Here is a 25787-nt window from a genome sequence, read left to right on the forward strand (position 1 = left end):
CCACGCAGGTTCACATTTAAAGAGAATGCTATGACTCCTGAATCAGTTATGGCGATAGGCAACGAAGCGATGAAAGTCGCGCTGGCCGTCGCTGCCCCGCTGCTGCTGGCGGCGCTGGTGACCGGTCTTATCGTCAGCCTGTTGCAGGCCGCGACGCAAATTAACGAACAAACCCTGTCTTTTATCCCGAAGATCCTGGCGGTGGTTGCGACTATCGTTATCGCCGGTCCGTGGATGCTGAACCTGCTGCTTGATTACATGCGCACGCTGTTTTCCAGCCTGCCATACATCATCGGTTAACCCATGGTTTCCTTTGACAGCACCCAGTTAGCCGGATGGCTGAGCATGTATTTTTGGCCAATGCTGCGCATCCTGGCGCTGGTGAGCACTGCGCCCATCACCAGTGAAAAACAGGTGCCGAAAAAGGTGAAAATTGGCCTCGCTGCAATGATCACCTTTCTGATTGCACCCGCCCTGCCGGTGGTCGATACGCCGATTTTCTCCACACCCGCGCTGTGGCTGACCATGCAACAAATCATGATAGGCACTGCGCTCGGCCTGACCATGCAGCTGGCATTTGCCGCAATCCGCATGGCCGGTGAAATTATGGGGCTGCAAATGGGTATCTCCTTTGCGACCTTTTACGATCCCAGCAACCGTCTCAACTCTCCGCTGCTCGCCCAGTTTCTCAATCTGCTGGCAGTGCTGCTGTTTTTAAGTTTCAACGGCCATCTGTGGCTGATTTCCCTGCTTGCCGACAGTTTCCATACCCTGCCGGTTAGCCCGAACCCGATGAATGCCGAAGGTTTTATGGCCGTCGCTCAGGCGGGCAGCATCGTGTTCAGCGGCGGTCTGATGCTGGCGCTGCCGATTGTCACTCTGCTGCTGACGCTGAACATGGCGCTCGGCATCCTCAACCGCGTCGCGCCGCAGCTTTCTGTTTTCGTGATAGGCTTCCCGCTGACGCTCAGTATTGGCATCCTTTCAATCGGCATGATGATGCCCCTGCTCGCCCCGTTCAGCGAACATCTGTTTAGCGAAGTCTTCGATAAACTGGTGCTGGTGATGAATCAGCTGGCAACGGGGCGTTAATCAATGCGTCACAGCCCTTTCCCCTTCTCGACAAACTGCATATCACCGACTTTACCCACGGTGAATTTACCGTCCTGATAGGTGATAACCGTGACGCTGGCGTTTTGTAACGGCGCACGCAGGTTTTCTTCCGGGGTCATGCCTTCGAGCATCGCCATAATCGCCATACCGTGGGAGACGATCAGCACGTTGCCGCCTCCCTTTGCGCTGACTTTCTGCGCGATATCTTTCAGTGCGGCCTGCATACGCTGATGCACCTGCGCGGCGTTTTCAGTGGTGTGCGACGGGTCGACATCGGCCAGCGTATTCATCATGGTTTTCAGCGAAATCTGTCCTTTGGAGAGTGCCTGCGTCAGCGCGGAGAAATCCTTGTAGCCAAGTTTTTTAGCCACCGGCTCCCACATCAGCAGTTCATGTTCACCTTCCATCGGACCGAAGAAAGTTTCGCGCAGGCGCTGATCTTCGGTCACCGGCAGCGGTTGCCCGGCGGAAGCTAAAGCGATTTTTGCCGTCTGCCTGGCGCGGCCAGCATCACTGGAATACGCTTGAGAGAAAGGAATATCTTTCAGCCCGCGACCCAACTGCTCTGCCACTTCGACACCGGCGGCGGTGAGCGGCGTGTCTGACCAGCCCTGCGCACGGTGCGCGGTGTTGAACAATGTCTTGCCGTGACGGGTGACGTAAAACGTGACTTCACCTTTATCACTGGTCGCCTGCACTGCGGGCGTGGTGACCGTTGCCAGACTGACACTGCTGAACAGGACCGGCAGGCTGAATGCGAAAAGGGAAAGCAGGGTTTTGGTAAACGTATTTTTCATAACAGCATCCTTATTGTTGACGTTGATTAAAAGATTTTAAAGGTGTAATTCAGACGGAATTCCGCCGCGAAACTGTTGGCATTTTTAATATTGCCGTGGGAATCGACAACCGGTGCGGTGCCTTTGTGTTCATACGTCCGGCCCGGTCCGATCATGAAGAATAACGACAGGTCTTTAAGTTTTTTCGACTGAGGCTTCCAGACCGAATAAACGTTGAATTCCTCCTCCTGCACAGACTGCCCTTCGTAGTCGAAGAAGCCGTAATGGGTGTTGATGCCCAGCACCACCTCCGGCGTGATGTGGTAACCAACGTCCAGCGACAGCACTTTTTCCTCGTCGCGCATATAATCCAGCCCGGCGGTGGTCATAGCATTAAAGGTACCGCGCGAGTTTTTACTCATATGCCGCGGATACATGCCGATGCCACCGTCTTTGTTGGCATCGGTATACGCCAGACCACCTTTGGTGACCCAGCGGTGGTATTTCCAGGTAACATCGCCAGCGTAATGATTGGCGCGGGTATCGAAATCCTTTTTGCTGTTAGCCATGCTGTTCCATTTTTCCAGCCCTTCGGTCATGTATATCTGCACGCCGTAGGTGATCGCTTTATTTTGTTTGATGTTCAGTTCCAGACCGTTTCTGCGCAGATAATCCTCAGTCTCGCCGTAAAAATAGAGCGCGGTCAGACTGTCGGTTTTTATCTGAAAATCCCCGGTATAAATGGAATTGATCGATCTGGAATCGCTGGTCATGAAATCGACTTTGTCCGGCGAATCACGATTGGATGACTTTGTGAGATAAGCCAGACGCAGGCGGTATGCGTCGTAGGAGATATCACCACTCCAGCCCGCGTAGGTATTGGGTGCGGCACGCATCGATGTGGTCACCGCGCCGAGTTTGATCAACTTCCAGCCGCCGTAAAGATTGGCATCGACGCCGCCTTCAGAGAATTTGGCCTTGCCATAAAACTGGCCGAGTTTATTGAATCCTTTTGCCTTACCATCGTCATTATATAAAATACCTCTCGAGGCAAAATTATCGGCAGCAGCGAGTTTAATCACACCGTAATAAGAGGCATCGACGCCAATAACGTCGGATAAATAACCTGATTTATAATCCAGCGCCAGCCCCTGCCCCCAGGCTGAGTGAACGTTGCGTTTATCCGTTTCGCCTTCGTCCAGATATTTCCATATATTATGCGTACCGAATTCCAGAGAGCTTTTTTTTACGAAATCCGTTTCTGCGATATCATCGATCCCTGCCAGTGCCAGTGTGGGTGTACAAAGAAGACCGAAAGCCAATGCCAGAGCGTGCTTTTCCATAGCCTGTTTTTCCATTGTGTCATAACCCGAGATAAGTGAGATTTTCAGGGCGCATTTTCATCAGGCAAAAAAAAACCTGAACTGAAATCCCCCGAGGCGCGCGAGATTTCAATTCAGGTTTTGCCTGCTGATGCAGTAACAATCCGGAAGCAAACATAGCGGGTTTACGAAAATAAGAACATCATTAAAAACGAATTTCAGAGACTAAAAAATAGATTTGTGACTTCTGTCATGATTATTCATGGCGAGTAAGTGAATGACTTATATATCGATAACACCAAAGTAACCGATATATTTACTTATTCACTTAGTTTATGGGAATAATAATAAAAGGCGATTTAACGCTCTTATTTATCGGCTGACTGGCGAATTAATAATGCCATCACTTCGTAATGCGCGGTATGCGGGAACATATCGAACAACTGAACGCGTTCGATGCGATAATCCGGCAGCAAGGCCAGATCGGCAGCCATGGTTTTTGCATTACAGCTGGAATACAGCACCGTCGCAGGTGCCATATGGCTCAGGTAGTCGCACAGAGTTTTTCCAATGCCGCGACGTGGCGGATTGACCAGCACCAGATCGGGCACCTCTCCCTTTCCGGTGGCAAAACCGGTGGAGTCCAGTGCCTGAAATTCAACGTTTTGCAGCCCCAGCCGTGCGGCAGATTCTTTCGCACACGAGATGGCTTCGGCGCTGATTTCGATCCCGGTCAGCTTCATGTCGGGTGTCGCGCAGTGCAGGCCAAAACCGCCGACGCCGCAGAAAAGATCCCACATGCTGTTGACGTTGCCGCACTCACGCACCCAGTCGCGCGCCTTGGCGTACAGTTTTTCGGCCACCTGCGGGTTGGTCTGGAAAAAGCTTTGCGGACGAATAAACAGCGGGACATGATTGAATTCTTCTTCCAGACGCTGAACGTCAGTCAAAGGAATTTCCGTGTCACCTTCGAGGATCGCCATATGCACCGGCTGAAGATTGGCTGAAATCACCTTCAGCTGTGGCAGTTGCTGTTGCAGCCACGGCAGTGCCGCCCGCAGTTGGGTCAGTTTACTGTCTGAGCGCAGAACAAAACGCAGCATCATACCGCCGTCTTTCTGGCTTTCCGTCAGCAACAGAAATTTCAGCTCGCCGCGTTTACGGGCGACGTTATAAGGCGTCAGACCGGCGCGGGCAATGAAAGTTTTGAGCACGGCAAAGACCGCAGGGAAAGTGGCCGGATACAACGGGCAGTCGCACAAATCCACCGGCGTGCCGTCGCGATGTAACATGCCGAGCATCGGACGCTCCACGCTGCCGCTGACCACCATTTTGGCTTTGTTGCGAAATGCGCGCTCATCGCCCGTGACCGGTTCACCCCACTCATCCACCGGCATTCCGCTCAGCAAATCGTGCAGATCTTGCTGTTTGTCGGCCAGCTGGCGTGAGTAAGGTTTGTCGAGCCACTGGCAGGAACGACAGGTTCCGGCTGTATAGAGAGCGCAATGCATGAAAAGGTTCCGGTGTTCAAAAGCAGGAAAAAACTGGCGCGCAGTGTATCACCACGCGGCCGGAAAGGCTCATCAGCAGTACAGGCTATTTATAGCGCGCAAAGAACCGCTGACTGCTGGCTGGCACAAACAACAACAGCAGAACCACAATATCGGGGATTTTTTGCATCAGCAGCGCATACAGGAATTCGCCCTGCGTTTCGACGTTAAAGCGAAAGATGCGCGGCCCGAACCAGTCGAATGACGCGAGCAGCATGTAGCTGACCACCATCGCCTGACAGCCGATAAACGCCCAGCGTCCCCAGCGTCGCGCGCGCATCATCGCGAATGCCGCCCGGCACTCCACCAGAATGATCAACATACTGGCGAGCATGATAATGCAGTTCAGCCAGGATTCTGCGCTGACCTCGATAAAACTCATCAGGCCGGAAAAACCCATCGCATCAAACAGTAAGATAAATTCCAGCAGGCGCGTCGCCACAATTGCCGACGCGCCAATCATTACAGGAACGGGGATAAATGCTAATTTCATACTTCCTTGTTATCTCCTTGTTCCTGGTTTTAATGTTAAGTCAATGAGGACACTATCCTCGCGCAGCGCGCTGTATCTCTTTGATCCGTTGTTTCTCAGCCCGTGACATAAACCACCACGCAATCATTCCGATAATGCCCACTACCAGCAGGATCAGCGTCGCGAGTGCGTTGATTTCCGGATTGACGCCCATGCGCACACTGGCAAAGACCAGCATCGGCAAGGTGGTCGCGCCAGGTCCGGCAACGAAGCTGGCTATTACCAGATCGTCAAGCGACAACGTAAACGCCAGCAGCCAGCCGGAAATCAGAGCTGGCAGGATCATCGGCAGCGTGATGATGAAAAACACCTTCAGCGGCGCTGCCCCTAAATCCATCGCGGCCTCTTCGATAGAGCGATCCAGCTCGCGTAACCGAGCCGACACCACCACTGCGACGTAGGCGCTACAAAACGTCACGTGCGCCAGCCAGATAGTAAACATGCCGCGCTCAGCAGGCCAGCCAAAGGCGTGCCCCATCGCCACAAACAGCAGCAACAACGCCAGCCCGGTTATCACATCGGGCATCACCAGCGGCGCGGTGAGCATAAAAGCAAACCCGGTCGAGCCGCGAAAACGCCTGAAACGGACCATCACGACGGCGGCCAGCGTGCCGACAATCACCGCCATCGTCGCCGCAGCGGTGGCAATCGTCAGGCTCATGCCGACGGCGCTTATCATCGCGGAGTCATGGAAAAGCTGAGTATACCAGCGGGTAGACCAGCCCGCCCAGACCGTAACCAGCTTGGAGCTGTTGAACGAGTAAATAACCAGCATCAGCATCGGCGCATACAAAAACGTAAAGCCGACGATCAGAATAAGAATTCGCCACGGCGAACGGACAACCGGTAACTTATTCATTCTTTATCTCCAAGCTCTTTGTTTTGGTATTTGTGGAACCACAGGATTGGCATGATGAGCAGCAACAGCATGATCACCGCCACCGCAGAGGCCACCGGCCAGTCGCGGTTATTAAAGAATTCCTGCCACAAAATACGGCCAATCATAATGCTGTCCGGCCCGCCCAGCAGTTCCGGGATGACGTATTCGCCCACCGCCGGAATAAACACCAGCATCGAACCGGCGATGATGCCACCTTTGGTCAGCGGCATAATTACCCTGAAGAAGGTTTTCAACGGCCGCGCACCGAGATCCAGCGACGCTTCAACCAGCGAGTAATCCATGCGAGTCAGCGCGGTATAAATCGGCAACACCATAAACGGCAGATACGAATACACAATGCCGATATACACCGCCAGATTGGTATGCAGGATAACCAGCGGCTGGTCGATAACGTGCAGCCACAGCAGCACGTTGTTCAGCACGCCGTTGTCTTTCAGAATGCCCATCCACGCATAGACGCGGATCAGAAACGACGTCCACGACGGCAGGATCACCAGTAACAGAAGAATGTTGCGGGTCGACACTTTACTGTGCGCCACCGCCCAGGCCAGCGGATAACCGATCACCAGGCACAGCGCCGTCGAGACTGCCGCAACCTGAATCGATTGCAGATAGGCTTCGATGTACAGCGGATCGTCGGTCAGCGAAATGTAGTTACCGATGTTCAGTGCGATATCCAGCATCCCGTCTGAGAAAGTCACCAGATCGGTATACGGGGGAATGGCACGCGCCATTTCGGCAAAGCTGATTTTAAAGACAATCAGGAACGGCAGTAAAAACAGCAGCAGGAACCACACCAGCGGCAGCAGGATCACCAGCTTACGGCCGTGACGCTGTTGCAGACGGCCCATGAAAGCGTTGAATCCGCCCGGAGGTTTACTGACCGGTTGTTCAGAAATGACAGACATATTCAGCGCCCCTTAAACAGTCAGCACGACGCAGCTGTCGGCTTCCCAGCACAGGCGCACTTCGTCGCCCCAGGTTGGCATGCCTTTGCGGAAACGATGGCCGTTTTGTAACTGCGCGGTGATCATCTGCCCGCTGTGCAATCTGACGTGATAGATAGACAGGTCCCCCAGATACGCGATATTAACCACTTCGCCGACCGCAAAGTTGCTGCCGTCTTCCGGCACGTCTTCGCACAGCATGATTTTTTCCGGGCGCAGCGCCACGAATACCGGCACGCCGTCCACCACCGAGGAATCCGCATCGACTTTAAGCGGATGGACTAAACCCGGCGACGTCAGAATCAGCGCGTCGTCCAGGCGCTCTTTCAATACACCTTCGAATATGTTCACCGAGCCGATAAATTCCGCGCTGAAGCGGCTGGTCGGGTGCTCATAAATTTCTTCCGGTTCGCCGATTTGCACGAACTTACCGCGATTCATGATGGCGATGCGCCCCGCCATGGTCATGGCTTCTTCCTGATCGTGCGTCACCATCACGCAGGTCGCGCCGACGCGCTCAAGAATATCCACCACTTCCAGCTGCATGCGGTCGCGCAGTTTTTTATCCAGCGCGCCCATCGGCTCGTCGAGCAGCAATAACTTTGGCCGCTTCGCCAGACTACGGGCTAACGCCACGCGCTGACGCTGACCGCCGGAGAGCTGATGCGGCTTACGTTTAGCGAATTCCTGCATGTGCACCAGCGTCAGCATTTCCGCCACGCGGCTTTTGATCTCCGCTGACGGCAGCTTGTCCTGCTTAAGCCCGAACGCGATATTCTGTTCCACCGTCATGTGCGGGAACAGCGCGTAGGACTGGAACATCATGTTAATCGGTCGCTGATACGGCGGCACCTGCGAGAGGTCAACGCCATCAAGGACGATCTGCCCCTGCGTCGGCTGCTCGAAACCGGCCAGCATGCGCAGCAGCGTCGATTTACCACAGCCGGACGCGCCCAGCAGGGCGAAAATCTCACCTTTGTAGATGGTCAGGCTGACGTCATCCACGGCGGCCTGGCCGTCAAAAGACTTGGTTAAATTACGGATCTCCAGCAAAGGCGTGAAACCCTTCTGGGACTTAGGCTGCGGGCGGGGAATAGCGTCGTTCACTCAGAGAAATCTCCGGTATCAAAATAAAGCAGGTTCAAATAAGCATAACAGTCAGGGGGAAAAGTGCCTGATCCGTATGCCCAAACGTCATCCCGGACAAAACGTCAGCGGCCCCGCCATGATTCTGCGGAGCCGCTGAGAAGTCTTCCTGACCTTTTTTATACGGTACTATTTACCTGTCTTAACTTTGGTCCATGATCTTGTGATCACACGGTCAATCTTCGGATCCTGAACTTTCAGGCTAAACAGTTTGGCCTGCACATCTGCTGGCGGATAAATGCCAGGATTGTTACGCACATCCTCATTCACCAGCGGCGTGGCGGCTTTGTTGCCGCTCGCGTAGTAAACGGTATTACTGACCTGCGCGATGACTTTCGGCTCCATCAGGTAGTTAAGGAACTGATAGGCTTCGTCGAGATTTTTGGCATCTTTCGGGATAGCAAACACGTCGAAGAACGCCAGCGCGCCTTCTTTAGGAATGCTGTAAGCCACGTTCACGCCGTTTTTCGCTTCTTTCGCGCGGTTAGACGCCTGCATGACATCGCCAGCCCAGCCGATCGCCACACAAATGTCGCCGTTAGCCAGATCGTTGATGTACTGGGAAGAGTGGAAATAACGGATGTTTGGGCGCAGTTTCAACAGCAAATCGTTTGCCGCACCGGTGTAATCAGAGGCTTTGGTGCTGTTCGGATCCAGATGCAGATAATTGAGCACGGTAGCGTAAATTTCTGCCGGTGCGTCTAAGAACGACACGCCGCAGCTTTTCAGCTTCTCTAAGTTTTCAGGCTTGAGAACCAGATCCCAACTGTCGACCGGCGCATCTTTACCGAGCACCGCTTTCACTTTATCGACGTTGTAACCAATACCGGTGGTCGCCCACAGGTAAGGGATGGCGTATTTATTGCCCGGATCGTGCTGTGCGACCATTTTCAGCAGGTCTGGATCGAGGTTTTTGTAGTTAGGCAGTTTGCTTTTATCCAGCGGCTGGAACACGCCCGCCGAGAGCTGGCGCTCAAGGAAACTGGCTGAAGGCACCACGAGATCAAAGCCGGTGCTGCCTGCCATGAGTTTGCCTTCCAGCACTTCATTGGAATCAAACACGTCGTAAACCACTTTGATGCCGGTTTCCTTCTGGAAATCAGGCACGGTGTTTGGTGCGATATAATCGGACCAGTTATAGATATGCAGCGTTTTCTCTTCCGCAGACGCTGTGACGGACGCGGCCATAACCAGACCGGCGACAACACCCGATAACCACTTTTTACGCAGGGTGAACATCCGTTACTACCTCCAAGACAGGGGAATATATCAATGAATTTGTATCACTGGGATGGATACAAAACCCTTCACTACCAGGCCAACTGAGCTCTACGAAATATGCATAGGCATTCAATGTTGACGAATACGCTGCCTGCGAATTAACCGTTTGGTTTTACGACGTAATCACGCGTGATGCAGAGTCAGAAGCATAGCGCCTGCAACCCCCGCGTACCAGCCTCCTGAGACAAAACCGGCGTTTATCGATTATTTATGCAAATTTGCTGTAGTCCGTCTGGCATTTTGCCCATTAACAAAGTGAAATATAGTGCAACATGGGGTAAACGGCAGCATAACTTATCGTGAAAGCGAATAAAGGCAGCGGAGCCGTGGTTGATACGGCTCGCAGGGAAGGATCTTCAGAGGAGAGAGTAAAGAGTAAAACGAATCAGTGAAGAAAAGGCAGATTGACCGATGCCGCAGGTGCGCCATCTTCTTCCTCATCACCGATAAACAGCAAGTCATTGGCATGGGCTTCGAGAATAATCATCGACATCTGTTCTTCTGCCTGTTGCAGGAAGAAAGAGAACTGCTCATGCGTAACGCCCACCGCGATCGTCAGCGACTGGCAAACAATCAGCTTCGGCAGGTTGTCATCCTGAATATCCACAAAGGCTTTGATGGTCAGGGAGCTGGCGTTGATCGAGCTTAAATCGGCAACCAGCGGGATAAGCGCCGTCGGTTTCACTTCGGCCAGCGCCGAGAATAAAATCACGTTGTCCACAATGTCGAGCTTGGCATCAAAAATGCCATCGAAATTCTGCATATGCGGCAGATGGAGAGCCTGACAGGAATCACACTCGAAAAAAGAAATGCCCAGCTGATCAAGCCAGCGCCGCAGCAGCGCCAAATCAGGGACGATGAGCGAATCCATAGAATGCCTCACGAGTTCAACAACGAAAATAACCCTATTCGCCACGCACGAGGCGTCGCGAAGGGGCGATAGCTTACGGAATTATACCGGCCAGCGCTACGATCAATACCGGGTTGATCAACATTAGGCCGATCAATTGAGATTTAGCCGCCGGATTTTAAGCGAAAACCCGGTTTCGCACGTTGCTCGATGTAGTCGATCATCATCCCGGCGATGTCCAGCCCGGTGGTGGTTTCGATACCTTCCAGCCCCGGTGAGGCGTTGACCTCCATCACCAGCGGCCCGCGATGGGCCCGCAGAATATCCACGCCGGCGATATCGAGCCCCAGCGTCTGCGCGGCTTTCACAGCAATCTCTTTTTCCTGCGAGGTGATTTTTACTTTCGTCGCCGTTCCGCCGCGATGAAGATTGGAGCGAAAATCCCCCGGCTTAGCCTGCCGCTCAATAGCCGCGACCACCCGCTTGCCGACCACCAGACAGCGGATGTCCCTCCCCTGAGCTTCACGGATATATTCCTGCACCAGAATATGCGCATTCAGCCCGCGAAAGGCGTCGATAACGCTTTCCGCCGCCTGACGGGTTTCCGCCAGCACGACGCCGATGCCCTGCGTGCCTTCTACCAGTTTCACCACCAGCGGCGCGCCGCCGACCAGCGCGATGAGATCTGACGTATCATCCGGCGCATTGGCAAATCCGGTGATCGGTAAATCAATCCCTTCCCGCGCCAGAATCTGCATCGAACGCAATTTGTCGCGCGCCCGGGTGATCGCCACCGATTCGTTGAGCGGAAAGCTGCCCAGCATTTCAAACTGACGCAACACGGCGGTGCCGTAAAAGGTGATAGCCGACCCGATGCGCGGGATCACCGCCTGATAGATATCCAGCTTTCGCCCGCGATAATGCACACTCGGCGCTGCAGGATTAATGTTCATGTAGCAGGAAAGCGGATCGATAATATCTATCTCATGCCCCCGACTTTCCGCCGCTTCCTTCAGGCGCTTACACGAATACAAAGACCCGTCACGGGAAAGAATTGCAATCTTCATCCGACACTCCGTCGCCGATTAGCGCGTTGCCCAGCCTTGTTTATGCAATGCGTCCAGCATAAACGGACGCTGTTCCTTTTTAAGCGTGCGAACGATCAAATCACTCCAGGTATCGCGACGGGCGTTGCTGTCGCGCTGAAGATAATATTCGCTTAGTTCTTCGTCATACTGCGCCAGTACAGCTTTATCCACCGGCTGATAACTATTTTCATGCACCAGCAAAGACTGCGGCATGCGTGGCTTCACCTGGTGATCCTGCGCTGGCGTCCCGATGCAAAAACCAAACAGCGGCATGACAAATTTTGGCAATTTCAGCAGGGTCACAACGTCTTCGACCTGATTGCGGATGCCGCCAATAAACACGCCGCCGAGCCCGAGAGATTCTGCCGCCGTCATGGCATTCTGCGCCATCAGTGCGGTATCAACGCAGCCCAGCAACAGTTGTTCTGCAAGACCCAGTTCCGCTTCGGGATTGATCTGCTGATTACGATTGAAATCGGCACAGAAAACCCAAAACTCAGCGGCACTGGCGACATACTTCTGGCCACCGGTGTATTCCACCAGTTTTTCGCGCAGTGCCGGATCGGTAATGCGGATAATCGAAGAGCACTGCAAAAAACTTGACGTCGATGCGCCCTGAGCCGCCGCAATGATCGCCTCGCGCTGTTCGTCTGACACAGGCTTATCGGTAAAAGCACGAATGGAGCGGTGTGAACGCAGGAGATCGATAGTCGGTGTCATGAAGAGTCCTTGGACTTAAAAGTGTAAACATCAGCGCACAATGATTGATGCAGTGAGCACAGTTTGCAAGGTTTCGGGATCCAAATGCTGTAACAATGTGCAGTGCCTAAAAATACCAGCAGCTTCATTTGGATAGGTCAAAGGTATCGGACTGACAGGTAATTCCTGCTTTTTTTTATGGTTTGCAACAGGCATAGTAGCGACATCAAAAAAGGTGATGCAGTTAACAAAACCAATCATTTCCTTTTCATTCATTTTTTAAAACAAACAAAGGAGTCTCCATGTTTGCAGTAATCTTCGGGCGTCCTGGCTGTCCTTATTGTGTTCGTGCAAAAGAGTTGGCTGAAAAACTGACTGAAGAACGTGATGATTTCAACTTCCGCTATATCGATATCCATGCAGAAGGTATCACTAAAGCCGATCTGGAAAAAACCGTTGGTAAACCGGTTGAAACCGTTCCGCAGATTTTCCTCGATCAGCAACACATTGGCGGCTTCACTGATTTCGAAGCATACGCGAAAGAACATCTGGCATTGTTCAGCAACTAATTGTTCAGCAACTAATTGTTCTGTAACGCCTGCCAGTCACTGAACCAGCGATTCACCGGTTCAGTCATAAAAAAAAAGATACACACAGCAAAAAGGCGCTCACTGAGCGCCTTTTCTTTTGGCCGGAAACCGGCATTTATCTGGGTTGCCTGAACTGCCGGTACACCGTAATCAGCAACTGGACCAGCATCGCGCCGAGCACACACCAGAATATCGCACTGGTGGCGTAGGCGATTTCCTGCACCGGCGGGTGGACGCGGGGGAAAAATGCCCAGCGTAATAAAAAGCAAACAGGTATCGATGTCAGTCCGCCGATGAAAGAGGAAAATATCGGCGACTCCCTGGCAATCAATCCCGTCACAATGCCAGGCAACAGGAAGAGCAGCAGACCGTATTCCGGTCCGGGTGCGTTGGTTCTGACTACGATCCAACTATTTTTTAATGAGATAAAAATCACGATAAAAAATATACAACAAAGTACAGGGGCTCTGACCGTGCGCCAAAGTGCCATTTTACTTCCTCCTTAAAGTTGGCGAGTTTTCACAGGCTGTATTCAATGTCTCTGATGCGTTCCGTTACCTGAATGAGCCCTCTGGCTCCCTTCCCTGACGCGCCACGCAATCCCGCGTAACACAAATTAAGTGTTTACATCATTTTATCCGGGCTTTTCTCTGGCTGTAGAGACATTCTGTGACTAAAATGACGCCCGAAACCTGCTTTCCCCGTTGTCTGTACTACGCAACCACGGTAATAGCCGGCTAGGAATTTTCTCTTTCTGAATCTATCCTTTACATTCTCCCATATCAAGAATTTGTTGGTAAACAATAAGTTATCCTTGTGAATATAAACGTCGCTAGTTTGTTAAACGGGAATTACATCCTGTTATTATTTGTAGTTTTGGCGCTCGGTCTGTGCCTTGGAAAAGTGCGTCTGGGCTCTGTCCAGCTCGGAAATTCTATCGGCGTATTAGTAGTTTCCCTGCTTTTAGGCCAGCAGCATTTCAGCATTAACACCGAAGCACTGAATCTCGGCTTTATGCTGTTTATTTTCTGCGTCGGCGTTGAAGCCGGACCCAACTTTTTTTCGATTTTCTTCCGCGACGGCAAAAATTACTTCATGCTGGCGCTGGTGATGGTCGGCACCGCCATGTTGCTGGCACTCGGACTTGGGCGGTTCTTCGGCTGGGATATCGGCCTCACCGCCGGTATGCTCGCCGGTTCCATGACCTCCACACCGGTGCTGGTGGGCGCGGGAGATACGTTGCGCAATACCATGGGCGGCAACAAACTCCTCGGCCCTGAGCTGGATAACCTGAGCCTCGGCTACGCCCTCACCTATCTCATCGGGCTGGTCAGCCTGATCTTCGGTGCGCGTTACCTGCCGAAACTACAACATCAGGATTTACCAACCAGCGCCCAGCAAATCGCCCGCGAACGCGGTCTGGATACCGACAGCAAGCGCAAAGTCTATCTGCCGGTTATTCGCGCGTACCGCGTTGGCCAGGAACTGGTAGCCTGGGCTGACGGCAAAAACCTTCGCGAACTGGGGATCTACCGCCAGACCGGATGCTATATCGAACGTATCCGCCGTAACGGGATTTTAGCGACGCCCGACGGTGACGCTGTGTTACAGGTCGGCGATGAGATTTCGCTGGTCGGTTATCCGGATGCACATTCACGTCTGGATCCGAGTTTCCGCAACGGCAAAGAAGTCTTCGACCGCGACCTGCTCGATATGCGCATCGTGACTGAAGAAGTCGTGGTGAAAAACAATCATGCAGTCGGTAAACGTCTGAGCCAGCTAAATCTGACCGATCAGGGTTGCTTCCTTAACCGCGTCATCCGTAGTCAGATAGAAATGCCGATCGACGACAGCATTGTGCTCAATAAAGGTGATGTGTTGCAGGTCAGCGGTGATGCGCGTCGTGTAAAAAGTGTGGCAGACCGCATCGGGTTTATCTCAGTACACAGTCAGGTTACCGATTTACTGGCCTTCTGCGCCTTCTTTATCGTCGGCCTGATGATTGGCCTCATCACCTTCCAGTTTAAAAACTTCAGCTTCGGCATTGGTAATGCCGCCGGTCTGCTGTTCGCCGGTATCATGCTTGGCTTTCTGCGTGCCAACCACCCTACTTTCGGCTACATCCCGCAAGGTGCGCTGAACATGGTGAAAGAGTTCGGCCTGATGGTATTTATGGCGGGTGTCGGCCTGAGCGCAGGCGCGGGGATTAACAACGGGCTGGGTGCTATTGGCGGACAGATGCTGATTTCAGGGCTTATCGTCAGCCTGGTGCCGGTTATCATCTGCTTCATCTTTGGTGCTTATGTTCTGCGCATGAACCGGGCCTTGCTGTTTGGCGCGATCATGGGAGCACGAACCTGTGCACCCGCGATGGAGATCATCAGTGATACCGCGCGAAGCAACATTCCGGCGCTCGGCTACGCCGGAACCTACGCTATCGCTAACGTATTACTGACGCTGGCCGGGACATTGATCGTCATCATCTGGCCGGGTGCATGACGTAATTCATTGAAGTGTAATGTGGGAAAATAAAATCAATAATTTTTTTATATTTTTGCCACATGAAACGAACTTTTACAGAGGGCAGCAGTCTTAATTAGTGCCACTGCTTTTCTTTGAAGTCCCCAAATTTGGAGAGCCCGTGAATCCCGCCTTATTAGGTTCAAGATTCCCGGGTTTTTTATTATCTGAATTTTGTCACCACACTCTCTGCAACACCCCTCAGTTCTCAATCACCCGCACCAGCGTTCCATCAATATCAATCATTACGCCCATTTTCATGCCCCATGACTGGGTTTCGGGCAGATGGACACAGGGACGCGTATGCGGATCTTCACCGATTCCGGCGGCCTTGAAATCCGCAAACATCGTATCGGCGTCATCGACGCGCAGGCAACAGCTGAACCAGCTGGTCGCCGGATCGAGGTCGGGATGCAGGAAAAATTCCAGGGTGATGCCGCCGCGAACCATGATCAGCCAGCTGTCGTCGACGTAAGTTTTAGTGAAACCAAAGCTGCCATAAAAGCGCTGGGTTTCTTCAAAATTGCGGGAAGGAAGATTGGGTGTGGCGTGATCGGTCATGACGGGCCTCGGCGAATTTCAGGTTTATCAAAGGATAAGCCATGATGCATGAGATCGCAGGAAAATTAAACGTATAGCAGTAAAACAAAAAACCCTTCCCGGACGGGAAGGGAATTAGACACAGCAGACTAACAGGCCCGAATAAATGTGGGCAATAAACGGTTTATCAGAACTGATAAACCAAACCTACCGCCACAATATCGTCGGTAGCAATACCGGCATCACGGGTCAGACGGGTGTCATCCATCAGGTTAATTTTGTAATCCACGTAGGTCAGCATGTTTTTGTTGAAGAAGTAAGACGCACCGACATCAACATACTTGGTCAGGTTTTGTTTACCATAACCTTCAACGTTTCTTGCGTGTGACTGAACGTAGGCAACGGATGGACGCAGTCCGAAGTCAAACTGGTACTGTGCAACGGCTTCGAAGTTCTGCGCTTTATCTGCATAACCGTAAGCCTTGCTGCCCGCTGAACCGAATCGGTTGGCGTTGTAGCTCTGGGTGTACATCGCTGCCAGATAAATATTATTGGCATCGTATTTCAGGCCGCCGCTGTAAGCAGTGGCTTTGTCGCCGTTGCCCAGAATCGCTGAATTATTGCGACCGTTCTGTTCGTTGGTGCGGTCAGATGCCATCATCGCAGCCGCTGCACTGAAGCCTTCGCCGAGGTCATAAGACAGGGACATGCCGTAGCCGTCGCCGTTTTGTGCCAGCACGTCGCGGCCGTTATTCGTTTCAGTGGCGCTGCCATTTTTACCCTGATACTGCAGCGCGACGTCCAGCCCATCGACCATGCCGAAGAAGTTCTGGTTACGGTAAGTCAGAACGCCGTTCGCACGCTGGAACATGAAGTTGTCTGCGCCGTAGGTGTCACCGCCGAACTCAGGCAGCACGTCGGTCCATGCCGCGACGTCGTACATCACGCCGTAGTTACGGCCGTAATCCAGTGAACCGAATTCAGCAAATTTCAGACCTGCGAAGCCCACACGGGTATAGTTATTCGCGTCATCGCTTTCAGCTTTGTTCAGCGCTGCCTGATATTCCCACTGGCCGTAACCGGTCAGTTCATTGCTGATTTGAGTTTCGCCACGCAGACCGAAACGCATATATGACTGGTCACCGTCGGAACCGTTATCATTGGAAAAATAGTGTAAGCCGTCAATTTTACCATAGAGGTCAAGTTTGTTGCCGTCTTTATTATAAATCTCAGCAGCGCCAGCGGTGCCTGCCATCATCAGTGCCGGGATCACCAGAGAAAGTACGCGTAATTTCATCATCAATATCCTTGATTAATTTATAAACTCTTTTTTTGTCATCCGACAAATTATAACTTCGTCACCGTGATGATTTATATCTTCATCAGGTCAGGAGCCGATGGACGTCAAATTAAACGAGGATAAGTTCCGTTGCAACCAGAAAACATTTGAAATAGTTTTCGTTTAAGAATGATTTAGAAAAATAACGTTCGGCAATAACCCCATTAACATCTCCTGGCCGTATCGCCAATATTTCGCATAAGAAAATTCCAGAATCTAAATATAATATTGATTATTTTCAATGTGTTACCTGGATAGTTCGCACTGGTTTTTATAATTTCATTCTGTGTACATCTTATTAAAAAATGACTATTTTAACGCACCACACCTCCCTTAACTCAGTATGTTCACCGTCAGGCAACCCCCAGGATTGTAAGGTTTTGTATAGTTTCAGTTGTCTCTTAACGTTATTATTGCGTTTCAAATAGTAATATTTTACCAATATGAATAAATTGATCCGGGGAAATAATGCTTATTAATGCCATTAAATATTTTTCTGACAATAAAAAACCACCATGACGGTGGTTTTTTATACTTTCTCGAACGCCGGTAATATCACAAAATGCGTTCGAGCCGCTGATCTTTACCGCCTAAACGTCCGTCAGTCTGATTCCATTCCTTTTCGTACGCCTTATAAGCAAACACAAAGGCCTGATGGCCGTCTTCAAAATTCTGATCAGGGCGTTTGTGCCAGCCAGAATAAGCGTCATAACGCAAAATTTCATATACGCCATCTGCCGGACGAATAAGGTAGGTGTAATGCTCACAATACTCCGGCGCATAAGGAATATCCTCGCCCTCTTCCAGAGTGATGAACAGACCGCCGAGGCGTAATTTAATCATTGATATCCTTTTTCATGATCCACAGCTTGGTGGTTTGCGTTTCGGTCACGTAGGCACTTTCAATCACCTGATGCATTCCCTGACGCAGATAGAACCCGATGGCGGGCAGATTACTTTGCAACACGTCCAGCCACAAGGCTGGCTGCTGACGCTCTCTGGCTGCGGCTTCGACGGCGGCAAACACTTGTGATCCTGCACCGCGCGAGCGACTTTGCGGCGTGAAATAGAGTTTGCACAGTTTAGCACCCTGGCCTTCTGCAAGTCCCAAAGGTTGATCAAAATGAAGTTTAGCAAACCCGATGGCATTGCCGTTTTCCAGCGCGATAATCCAGCGGTAACGGCTATCCTGTAAACTGATCTGCATTTCTTCATCGCCAAAATCATGCGCCAGAAAGGCTTCCAGTTCATCGCTATTGTGCCATAAATTGCCAAAATAGTGACGGTAGGTCTCCCTGCCCAGCTGTTGTAACGTGATCAAATCGTCAATAAATGCCTGCCGAATATCCACCCTGTTGCTCTCCCTTTCTGATTTTAATTACACTGTTCCGGCCAAAATGAATTGGCAATTAAGATTATTTTTATAGGAGTCATTCTTATGACGCAAAACATTTACGACGATCAGGCTTTTTTTGAGGGTTATGCCCAGCTGGGCCGCTCGCAGTTCGGGCTTGACGGTGCGGCCGAATGGCCTTCACTGAAAGCGATGCTCAATAATGTAGAAGGTGGCCGGGTGGTCGATCTCGGGTGCGGTTACGGCTGGTTCTGCCGCGCTGCGCGCGAAATGGGCGCAGCTAAGGTGTTGGGGCTGGACGTGTCGGAGAAAATGCTGGCGAAGGCGCGATCAATGACATCAGACGCCGGTATTGACTATGAGCGGCAAGATCTCGAAACGCTGACACTGCCGGAAAATGCGTTTGAACTGGCGTACAGCTCGCTGACGCTGCACTACATCGAAGCATTGCCTGCCCTGCTGGCACAGGTATACCGTGCGTTAACGCCCGGCGGATCTTTTGTTTTCTCGGCTGAACACCCGATCTATACCGCTGCGTCAAATCCCGGCTGGCATATTGATGAGCAAGGCCATAAAAGCTGGCCGGTCGATGGCTATCAGCGCGAAGGCAAACGCGTGACAAACTGGTTTGCCGAAGGCGTCATCAAACAGCATCTTACGCTGGGCACCTATATCAGTTTGCTGATTAATGCCGGGTTCGTTATCCGCGAGCTAACCGAATGGGGACCTTCCGCTGAACAGATCGCCGCCGTTCCTGCGCTGGCCGAAGAAGCCGAACGCCCGATGCTGTTCCTGATGTCCGTTCAAAAACCTCGCTAAACCCTCTTCAATGACCTCGTTCTACACGTTTTCTTTCACTTTTATGTCAGGCATTTTTGCCGGGAGGCTCGTCCTCCCGCCTGCTTAAGGTTTTGTTAAGTTCCCCCGTATAAAATCAGTCACATCGGGAAACTATACAGTTCGTCAATGACTCTTCGTTTTCAGACGATCGCCCCTATACCTTAACGGCAGCATAAACTAACGTGGAACTCACTTTTAGATGTGTTGTCAGTCTGTTACTGGAACATTTTTAAGGCTCTTTTAGCCTTTTGTTGATGAGGGTACGTGTATGGAGCAGTTGAACCATCTGCTTTTTTTATGGATTAACGCAACGCCGGCTTCGCCAGAAGCACTGATTAAGCTGGCAATATTTTTGGCAGATGACCTGATAATGATTGTCCCCGTGTTGATTATCGGACTGTGGCTGTGGGGCCATCGTGAGCACATAGGTCAGCAACGCGAGCTGGTCAGCAAAACCGCCATAGCACTGTTGTTCGCGATGGCCACCGCCAAGGCCCTGTCGGAACTCTTCCCACATGCACGCCCGTTTGTCGAAGGCATCGGCTACAACTTCCTGCATCATTCCCCTGACGATTCTTTCCCGAGCGATCACGGCACGGCGATCTTCACCTTCGCACTGTCCTTCCTGTTCTGGCATCGTCTGTGGTCCGGCGCATTGCTGATGGTCACCGCGCTCGGCATTGCCTGGTCGCGGGTCTATCTCGGTGTGCACTGGCCGCTGGATATGCTCGGAGGATTACTGGTCGGGATGCTCGGTTGCCTCTTCTCACAGCTGGTGTGGAACCTGTTCGGCGAGCAGATTAACGCGCTGATGTGTAAGGTTTACCGCTTCGGATTTGCCTTTCCTATCCGCAAAGGTTGGGTACGCGGCTAGTGAAGAACTACAAATTCTGGATATAAAAAAGCGAGGCTATCTGAGCCTCGCTTTTTATTTGCTACAACGTCAGTTATTTGCCGAATACGCTGCCAAACAGTCCGCTGATTTTCATCATCACAAAGTCCCAGATGCGGCTGAAGAAGCCCCCTTCTTTCACTTCCTGCAACGCCACCAGCGGACGTTGTTCAATAACTTTGCCGTCCAGACTGAAATCAACCGTACCGACTACCTGATTTTTCGCCAGCGGTGCTTCGAGTTGCGGCGTGGTCAGGTTAAAGCTGGCTTTCAGGTTTTTCAGCTGGCCTTTAGGCATGGTGATTGACGCATTTTCCGCGACACCCAGCGGCACCATTTTCTCATCGCCGAACCAGACGCGCTGGCTGGTAAATGCATCACCGGCTTTGATTGGCGTCAGCGTCTCATAAAAACGGAAGCCCCAGGTCAGCAGGCTCTCGCTTTCGTTAAAGCGGATACGGTCACTCGGCGCGCCCATTACTACCGCAATCAGACGCATACCGGTGGAATCACTGGCAGAAGACACTAAATTGTAGCCAGCGCCAGATGTGTAGCCGGTCTTAATGCCGTCAACGTTGAGGTTGCTGCTCCACAGCAGACGGTTACGGTTAATCTGCTTGATGTGGTTGAAAGTAAACTCTTTCTCTTTGTGCAGCGCATATTCTTCTGGCGTATCGCGGATCAGCGCCTGCGACAACAGGGCCATGTCGGTGGCCGAGGTGTACTGACCGTCAGCATCCAGCCCGTGTACCGTTTTGAAATGGGTGTTTTGCAGCTTCAGCTGCTCCGCGTAACGGTTCATCAGATTGACGAACGAATCCTGGCTTCCGGCCACGAAGTCCGCCAGCGCGATGCTTGCATCGTTACCTGACTGGATAACAATGCCTTTATTGAGTTCTGAAACCGGCACGCGGTCGCCAGGTTTGAGGAACATCAGGGAAGAGCCGCGCAGCACCGGATTGCCGGTCGCCCAGGCATCGTTGCCTACCGAAACCAGATCGTCGGATTTTATTTTGCCGGATTTGATAGCCTGACCGACCACGTAGCTGACCATGATTTTACTCAGGCTGGCCGGATCGAGACGCGTATCAGGGTTAGATTCAGCGATGATTTTTCCGCTGTTGTAATCCATCAGCACCCAGGATTTTGCATTCACCTGAGGTGCTACCGGGGCGTTGTCGGCCTGAGCGGCAGGAAGGGACAGCAACATTACTCCGCCGCCCAGCGCGTATATAAAAGTCCGTTTGAATTGGGAAGAAATAGTCATAGGTATCAGCGCTTTTGTCCGGGTTACTGAAATTTATCTTATCTTTCAATCAGATTGTGTAAGTCTGCAGGTGTAAAAACTACTGCTTTCCGGGCCGGGAATAAACCTTAATAGTGTAAAGATCTTAAGAATAGGTGAATTTTCTGATGCTTGCGCGAAACGTGCTGATGAAAAAAACCGCGCTGACGCCTTCATCAATCATATTGATGACCCCCCATACCCCCCCAGAATGCATACAAAATCTCTATAACAATAAGCACCTTACTTCCAACCGGACATCAACGTATTGCGCGAAACGTCACACATCAGACCGCAAAATCACGAATAAAGGCCTCACTCTCGCGACTGACCTCATCGCGGATAAAATCGATAAATTCACTTAGCGCCACCGAACGCCTTTTACCCGCCGGCGTCTGCAACTGCAACGTTCGTTGGCTGAGCTGTTCGATGTTGACCGATTTCACCCGCAGAGTGTCGCGCCTGGCTTTGTACAGGATTGAGAAATGGCTGCACGCCACAATCGCCCCCGGCGTTTGCACCATAAAATCATACAGCGTCGAGAACCGGTTACAGCTGACGGCGGGCTCCAGGAAAATGCCGCTCATCCGGCAGGATAAATCGAACAGCTGGCGGATGGTGCTGCCCTGCTCATTCATTGCCAGCGGATAAGGATGCAGATCGGTGAGCTGCAAATCCCCGTCGGCCAGCGGATGATCCTGTCGCATCACCATGCGCACCGGCGCGGGAAAGGACGCCATGACGTCCACACCGCGTTCGGCGACCAGACTGAACTGCAACGCCAGTTCCACTTCGCCGCTGTGGATCATCTCAGACACTTCCACCGCCGTGCCGACGTTGAGGTAAAACATCACGCCGGGATTGATCAGCCGGAAACGCGAGAACAACTGCGGCAGCAGATCAAATGCCAGTCCGTCGGTGCAGGCCATACGGATCACCGTGCGCCGCACGGCATTCAGCCCCTGAATCTCGGCAATCGCATGTTCCATTTCCATCATGCTTTTTCGCACGTGGTTTTCCAGAATCTGCCCGGCATCGTTGAGCACCATGCCGCGCGCATGGCGTTCAAACAACGGCGCGCCTATACGTTCTTCCAGCCGCTGGATCTGACGACTGATGGCTGAAACCGCGACAAAAAGTTGCTTACTGGCCGCACTCAGCGAACCTGAATTCGCCACTGCAAGGAAATAACGTATTTCGGTACTTTGCATGGGGGACATGCCTCATAAGTGTGCATAAGAGCATTACAATAAAAGCAACGCTAAGTTGCAATTATTATTATTGTGGCAACGCTTACGCAGCGCTTAGAGTGAAACTGCTAAAAAAACCAACAATAAGATTACAAACACAACATAAGCAGGTTCCTCATGACAGCGGATAATATCGTTGAACAGGCATTGGTCTGGTTCGATCAGGGTGAATATCAGCGAATTCTGGCGCGCCGGGTCGCTATTGCGACCGAAAGCCAGAGTAATTCACGCGACGCCGAACTGGCGCGTTACCTCGATGAAGAGATTAAACCGGCGTTATCGGCGATGGGCTTTAGTCTGCTCAGCGTCGACAATCCTCACGCGGCGAACCGTCCCTTCCTGATTGCGACACGCATGGAAGGCAGCGCGCTGCCGACGGTGCTCAGTTACGGCCACGGTGACGTGGTGTTCGGTGACGATGAAAACTGGCGCAGCGATCTCTCACCCTGGACGCTGAAAGAAGAAGGCGACCGCTGGTACGGACGCGGCAGCGCGGACAACAAAGGCCAGCACAGCATCAACCTCGCGGCGCTGGCGCAAATCTTTAAAGCCCGCGACGGGCGTCTTGGCTTTAACTGCAAACTGCTGTTCGAAATGGGTGAAGAGATAAGCTCTCCCGGTCTGGCCGATTTGTGCCGCACTTATAAAGAAGAACTGAGCGCGGATATTTTCCTCGCCTCCGACGGCCCGCGCCTGAGTGCCGCCCGCCCGACGCTGTTCCTCGGCTCACGCGGCGCGGTGAATTTTCGCCTGACCGTCAACGCACGTGACAACGCCTATCACTCAGGAAACTGGGGGGGCCTGCTCACCAATCCCGGCACCCAGCTGGCAAATGCGCTGGCCTGTCTGTTGAATCAGCACGGTCAGTTGCAGGTCGCGGCGCTTAAACCGCCGGCGGTCAGCGAGGCGATTCGTGAAATCCTCAGCGACGTCGAGGTCGGCGGTGGCGAAAACGATCCCCAGATCGACGAAAACTGGGGCGAAGCCGGTCTGACGCCGACCGAGCGTCTCTACGCGTGGAATCAGCTGGAAGTCCTGTCATTCCTGACCGGCAATCCGCAGCGCCCGATGAATGCCATTCCTGGCCATGCTACGGCGGTGTGTCAGTTGCGTTTTGTGGTGGGCACCGACTGGCAAAATCTGGCGGAACATGTGCGCGCGCATCTTGATGCCCGTGGCTTCCCGCAGGTAGACGTAGAATTTATGCGCGGTTCTGCGGCAACCCGATTTGATCCGACCGATCCGCTGGTCGGCTGGGCGCTGGGCATCATGCAGCAAACCACCGGCAAAAAACCGGCGCTGCTACCGAACCTCGGTGGCTCACTGCCAAACGACGTGTTCGCCGACATTCTCGGCCTGCCGACGCTGTGGGTGCCGCATTCTTATCCGGCCTGCGGCCAGCACGGCGTCAATGAACATATGCTGATTTCGGTAGCCCGCGAAGGGCTGGCTGTCATGACCCATCTGTTATGGGATCTCGGCGAGCAGGGTTCTGACCTGCTCGGTCAACATCACGCACATCAAAGCGCGCAAGCCGGAGTGGTTCAATGAGCCAGATAACTGCATCTTCAACACCGGCCAACAGCATGGCTGAAAAGCCTAACCTGATGAAAACGCTGTTCGCCACCTGTATCGGCAACGCGCTGGAGTGGTTCGATATCGCAATCTACGGCTTCTTCGCCAGCTATATCGCCCACGCCTATTTCCCGACGTCTGATCCGACCGTTTCGCTGTTACTCACCTTCGGCAGCTTCGGCGTTTCCTTCCTGATCCGTCCGCTGGGTGCCATTGTCCTGGGAGCCTATGCCGATAAACACGGGCGTAAAGCCTCGCTGCTGATGTCCATCAGCCTGATGATGCTCGGTGGCCTGATCATCGTGGTCACGCCGTCTTATGGCACCATCGGTATGGCCGCGCCGCTGCTGATCCTCGCTGCGCGTCTGATTCAGGGCTTCTCCGCAGGCGGCGAATTCGGCAGCTCCACGGCATTTCTGGTGGAACATTTCCCGGAGCGCAAAGCCTTTATCGCCAGCTGGCAGTTCGCCACGCAGGGCGCGAGCACGTTGCTGGCTTCGGCGTTTGGTCTTGGGTTATCGGCTCTGCTGACGGAAACACAACTTCAGGACTGGGGATGGCGCATTCCGTTTATCTTTGGCCTGCTGATTGGCCCGGTGGGGTTATATATCCGCCGCCATATTAAAGAGTCTGAAAGCTTCCGCACCGCTGAAAAAACCGCGTCGCCGCTGAAAGAAATCGTGCGCGCTCAGAAAGGCCTGTTCTTTATCGCCATCGGCCTGATGGTCGTGTCGACCGCCATCAACTACATGCTGAACTACGTGCCGACGTATGCCACTAAAACGCTGCATCTTCCGGCTTCGGCAGGCTTTACCGCCACGCTTTCCGCCGGGATTATCCTGACGGTGGTCACGCCGCTGATGGGATTATGGGCGGAAAAAGTGGGTCGTCTGCCGCTGATGTGGGGCTCGCTGGTGCTGATGCTGGTCACCATTTATCCGGCATTCTGGCTGATGCTTGAGTACACCTCGGCGGTATCATTGCTGCTGCTTATCAGCTGGCTGGCATTGCTGAAATCAGTTTATTTCTCCGCCGTGCCGTCGATGATGGCGGATCTGTTCCCGATAACCACCCGCGCCAGCGGCATGGCCATCAGCTATAACGTGGCGGTCACGGTATTCGGGGGGTTCGCACCGTTCATCTGTACGCTGCTGATTTCCGCTACCGGCAGCAGCCTGGCACCAGGCTATTACCTGATGGTCGTCGCGCTGCTCAGCGTCTGGTCATTGTTTAAAGCGCAGAAACTTCAGCGTTAATCCGCACGACACCACGCTCAGCGACGGCAATGCCGTCGTCGCTGAGCGTTTCTTTTTTCGCTTCGCTTAATTGTGCTCCGTGGCTTATAGTCTTAAGCAGTCATCATCACAACAATCAGTCTTTCTCTATTGAAACAAGGG

General features: G+C 52.6%; 27 protein-coding genes. 8 read left to right on the plus strand and 19 right to left on the minus strand.

The window, feature by feature from the left end:
- The first annotated feature begins 30 nt into the window (after positions 1-30).
- On the plus strand, positions 31-300 hold the full coding sequence (gene fliQ / locus AC0Z7K_RS04350; protein ID WP_056769862.1) for a flagellar biosynthesis protein FliQ: 270 nt from the start codon (positions 31-33) through the stop codon (positions 298-300).
- Positions 301-303: 3 nt separating this feature from the next.
- The gene (gene fliR, locus AC0Z7K_RS04355; protein ID WP_413529626.1) at positions 304-1092 is read left to right on the plus strand and encodes a flagellar biosynthetic protein FliR; all 789 of its coding nucleotides are present in this window, start codon (positions 304-306) and stop codon (positions 1090-1092) included.
- Between the two features lie 8 nt (positions 1093-1100).
- Here fliR and AC0Z7K_RS04360 read toward each other — a convergent pair whose 3' ends face one another.
- The 12 genes from AC0Z7K_RS04360 to AC0Z7K_RS04415 form a co-directional block, all read right to left on the minus strand.
- On the minus strand, positions 1101-1910 hold the full coding sequence (locus tag AC0Z7K_RS04360; RefSeq protein WP_485613043.1) for a histidine phosphatase family protein: 810 nt from the start codon (positions 1908-1910) through the stop codon (positions 1101-1103).
- A gap of 26 nt (positions 1911-1936) precedes the next feature.
- Complete coding sequence (locus AC0Z7K_RS04365) at positions 1937-3232, minus strand: OprD family outer membrane porin (protein ID WP_485613045.1); 1296 nt, start codon at positions 3230-3232, stop codon at positions 1937-1939.
- 347 nt (positions 3233-3579) lie between these two features.
- Positions 3580-4722, minus strand: coding sequence for a 23S rRNA (uracil(747)-C(5))-methyltransferase RlmC (rlmC, locus tag AC0Z7K_RS04370; protein WP_485613046.1), 1143 nt, complete (start codon positions 4720-4722; stop codon positions 3580-3582).
- A gap of 85 nt (positions 4723-4807) precedes the next feature.
- Positions 4808-5254, minus strand: coding sequence for a YbjO family protein (locus AC0Z7K_RS04375; protein ID WP_485613048.1), 447 nt, complete (start codon positions 5252-5254; stop codon positions 4808-4810).
- Positions 5255-5306: 52 nt separating this feature from the next.
- Entirely contained in the window at positions 5307-6152 is an 846-nt protein-coding gene (gene potI, locus AC0Z7K_RS04380) for a putrescine ABC transporter permease PotI (protein WP_413529631.1), read from the minus strand.
- Positions 6149-7102 (minus strand): putrescine ABC transporter permease PotH, encoded by a 954-nt coding sequence (potH, locus tag AC0Z7K_RS04385; RefSeq protein ID WP_413529632.1) that lies wholly within the window; start codon positions 7100-7102, stop codon positions 6149-6151. Before potH ends, potI begins: the two co-directional genes overlap by 4 nt.
- Before the next feature lie 12 nt (positions 7103-7114).
- A complete protein-coding gene (potG, locus tag AC0Z7K_RS04390; protein WP_413529633.1) occupies positions 7115-8248 on the minus strand; it encodes a putrescine ABC transporter ATP-binding subunit PotG in 1134 nt (377 codons plus the stop codon).
- A 168-nt stretch (positions 8249-8416) separates the two neighbouring features.
- Positions 8417-9526, minus strand: coding sequence for a spermidine/putrescine ABC transporter substrate-binding protein PotF (potF, locus tag AC0Z7K_RS04395; protein ID WP_413529634.1), 1110 nt, complete (start codon positions 9524-9526; stop codon positions 8417-8419).
- A gap of 427 nt (positions 9527-9953) precedes the next feature.
- The gene (locus AC0Z7K_RS04400; protein ID WP_413529635.1) at positions 9954-10439 is read right to left on the minus strand and encodes a YbjN domain-containing protein; all 486 of its coding nucleotides are present in this window, start codon (positions 10437-10439) and stop codon (positions 9954-9956) included.
- A gap of 143 nt (positions 10440-10582) precedes the next feature.
- Positions 10583-11485: a 30S ribosomal protein S6--L-glutamate ligase gene (gene rimK, locus AC0Z7K_RS04405; protein ID WP_413529636.1), complete on the minus strand. Its 903-nt coding sequence runs from the start codon at positions 11483-11485 to the stop codon at positions 10583-10585.
- Positions 11486-11503: 18 nt separating this feature from the next.
- The gene (nfsA, locus tag AC0Z7K_RS04410; protein WP_413529637.1) at positions 11504-12226 is read right to left on the minus strand and encodes an oxygen-insensitive NADPH nitroreductase; all 723 of its coding nucleotides are present in this window, start codon (positions 12224-12226) and stop codon (positions 11504-11506) included.
- A 30-nt stretch (positions 12227-12256) separates the two neighbouring features.
- On the minus strand, positions 12257-12466 hold the full coding sequence (locus AC0Z7K_RS04415) for a hypothetical protein (protein ID WP_485613052.1): 210 nt from the start codon (positions 12464-12466) through the stop codon (positions 12257-12259).
- Positions 12467-12507: 41 nt separating this feature from the next.
- Here AC0Z7K_RS04415 and AC0Z7K_RS04420 point away from each other — a divergent pair, with 41 nt between their 5' ends.
- On the plus strand, positions 12508-12774 hold the full coding sequence (locus AC0Z7K_RS04420; RefSeq protein WP_056769821.1) for a GrxA family glutaredoxin: 267 nt from the start codon (positions 12508-12510) through the stop codon (positions 12772-12774).
- Positions 12775-12910: 136 nt separating this feature from the next.
- Here AC0Z7K_RS04420 and ybjM read toward each other — a convergent pair whose 3' ends face one another.
- Positions 12911-13285 carry an inner membrane protein YbjM gene (ybjM, locus tag AC0Z7K_RS04425; protein ID WP_413529639.1) on the minus strand — a complete coding sequence of 125 codons (375 nt, stop codon included), beginning with the start codon at positions 13283-13285 and terminating at the stop codon, positions 12911-12913.
- Positions 13286-13611: 326 nt separating this feature from the next.
- Between ybjM and AC0Z7K_RS04430 the strand changes: the two genes are divergently transcribed.
- On the plus strand, positions 13612-15294 hold the full coding sequence (locus tag AC0Z7K_RS04430) for an aspartate:alanine antiporter (RefSeq protein WP_112168114.1): 1683 nt from the start codon (positions 13612-13614) through the stop codon (positions 15292-15294).
- Positions 15295-15516: 222 nt separating this feature from the next.
- Here AC0Z7K_RS04430 and AC0Z7K_RS04435 read toward each other — a convergent pair whose 3' ends face one another.
- From AC0Z7K_RS04435 to AC0Z7K_RS04450, 4 genes are all read right to left on the minus strand, one after another.
- Positions 15517-15876, minus strand: a complete 360-nt coding sequence (locus tag AC0Z7K_RS04435) for a bleomycin resistance protein (protein ID WP_485613054.1) — start codon at positions 15874-15876, stop codon at positions 15517-15519.
- A gap of 166 nt (positions 15877-16042) precedes the next feature.
- Positions 16043-17152, minus strand: a complete 1110-nt coding sequence (gene ompC, locus AC0Z7K_RS04440; protein ID WP_413529740.1) for a porin OmpC — start codon at positions 17150-17152, stop codon at positions 16043-16045.
- Between the two features lie 597 nt (positions 17153-17749).
- Positions 17750-18037: a hypothetical protein gene (locus AC0Z7K_RS04445; RefSeq protein WP_112168125.1), complete on the minus strand. Its 288-nt coding sequence runs from the start codon at positions 18035-18037 to the stop codon at positions 17750-17752.
- Positions 18030-18545 carry a GNAT family N-acetyltransferase gene (locus AC0Z7K_RS04450; protein ID WP_485613056.1) on the minus strand — a complete coding sequence of 172 codons (516 nt, stop codon included), beginning with the start codon at positions 18543-18545 and terminating at the stop codon, positions 18030-18032. The genes AC0Z7K_RS04445 and AC0Z7K_RS04450 overlap by 8 nt, the downstream gene beginning before the upstream one ends.
- 87 nt (positions 18546-18632) lie before the next feature.
- Between AC0Z7K_RS04450 and AC0Z7K_RS04455 the strand changes: the two genes are divergently transcribed.
- Positions 18633-19367 (plus strand): class I SAM-dependent methyltransferase, encoded by a 735-nt coding sequence (locus AC0Z7K_RS04455; RefSeq protein ID WP_485613058.1) that lies wholly within the window; start codon positions 18633-18635, stop codon positions 19365-19367.
- A gap of 289 nt (positions 19368-19656) precedes the next feature.
- On the plus strand, positions 19657-20262 hold the full coding sequence (gene ybjG, locus AC0Z7K_RS04460) for an undecaprenyl-diphosphate phosphatase (RefSeq protein WP_413529643.1): 606 nt from the start codon (positions 19657-19659) through the stop codon (positions 20260-20262).
- A gap of 73 nt (positions 20263-20335) precedes the next feature.
- On the opposite strand, the gene AC0Z7K_RS04465 is transcribed toward ybjG, so the two are convergent.
- On the minus strand, positions 20336-21547 hold the full coding sequence (locus tag AC0Z7K_RS04465; protein ID WP_413529644.1) for a serine hydrolase: 1212 nt from the start codon (positions 21545-21547) through the stop codon (positions 20336-20338).
- 305 nt (positions 21548-21852) lie between these two features.
- Entirely contained in the window at positions 21853-22776 is a 924-nt protein-coding gene (locus AC0Z7K_RS04470) for a LysR family transcriptional regulator (protein ID WP_485613059.1), read from the minus strand.
- 156 nt (positions 22777-22932) lie between these two features.
- Here AC0Z7K_RS04470 and AC0Z7K_RS04475 point away from each other — a divergent pair, with 156 nt between their 5' ends.
- The gene (locus AC0Z7K_RS04475) at positions 22933-24366 is read left to right on the plus strand and encodes a M20 family metallopeptidase (protein WP_485613061.1); all 1434 of its coding nucleotides are present in this window, start codon (positions 22933-22935) and stop codon (positions 24364-24366) included.
- Entirely contained in the window at positions 24363-25646 is a 1284-nt protein-coding gene (locus tag AC0Z7K_RS04480; RefSeq protein WP_485613062.1) for an MFS transporter, read from the plus strand. The genes AC0Z7K_RS04475 and AC0Z7K_RS04480 overlap by 4 nt, the downstream gene beginning before the upstream one ends.
- Positions 25647-25787 lie beyond the last annotated feature (141 nt).

The organism is Rahnella sp. 1L-D-7-B-C2 (assembly GCF_057290995.1).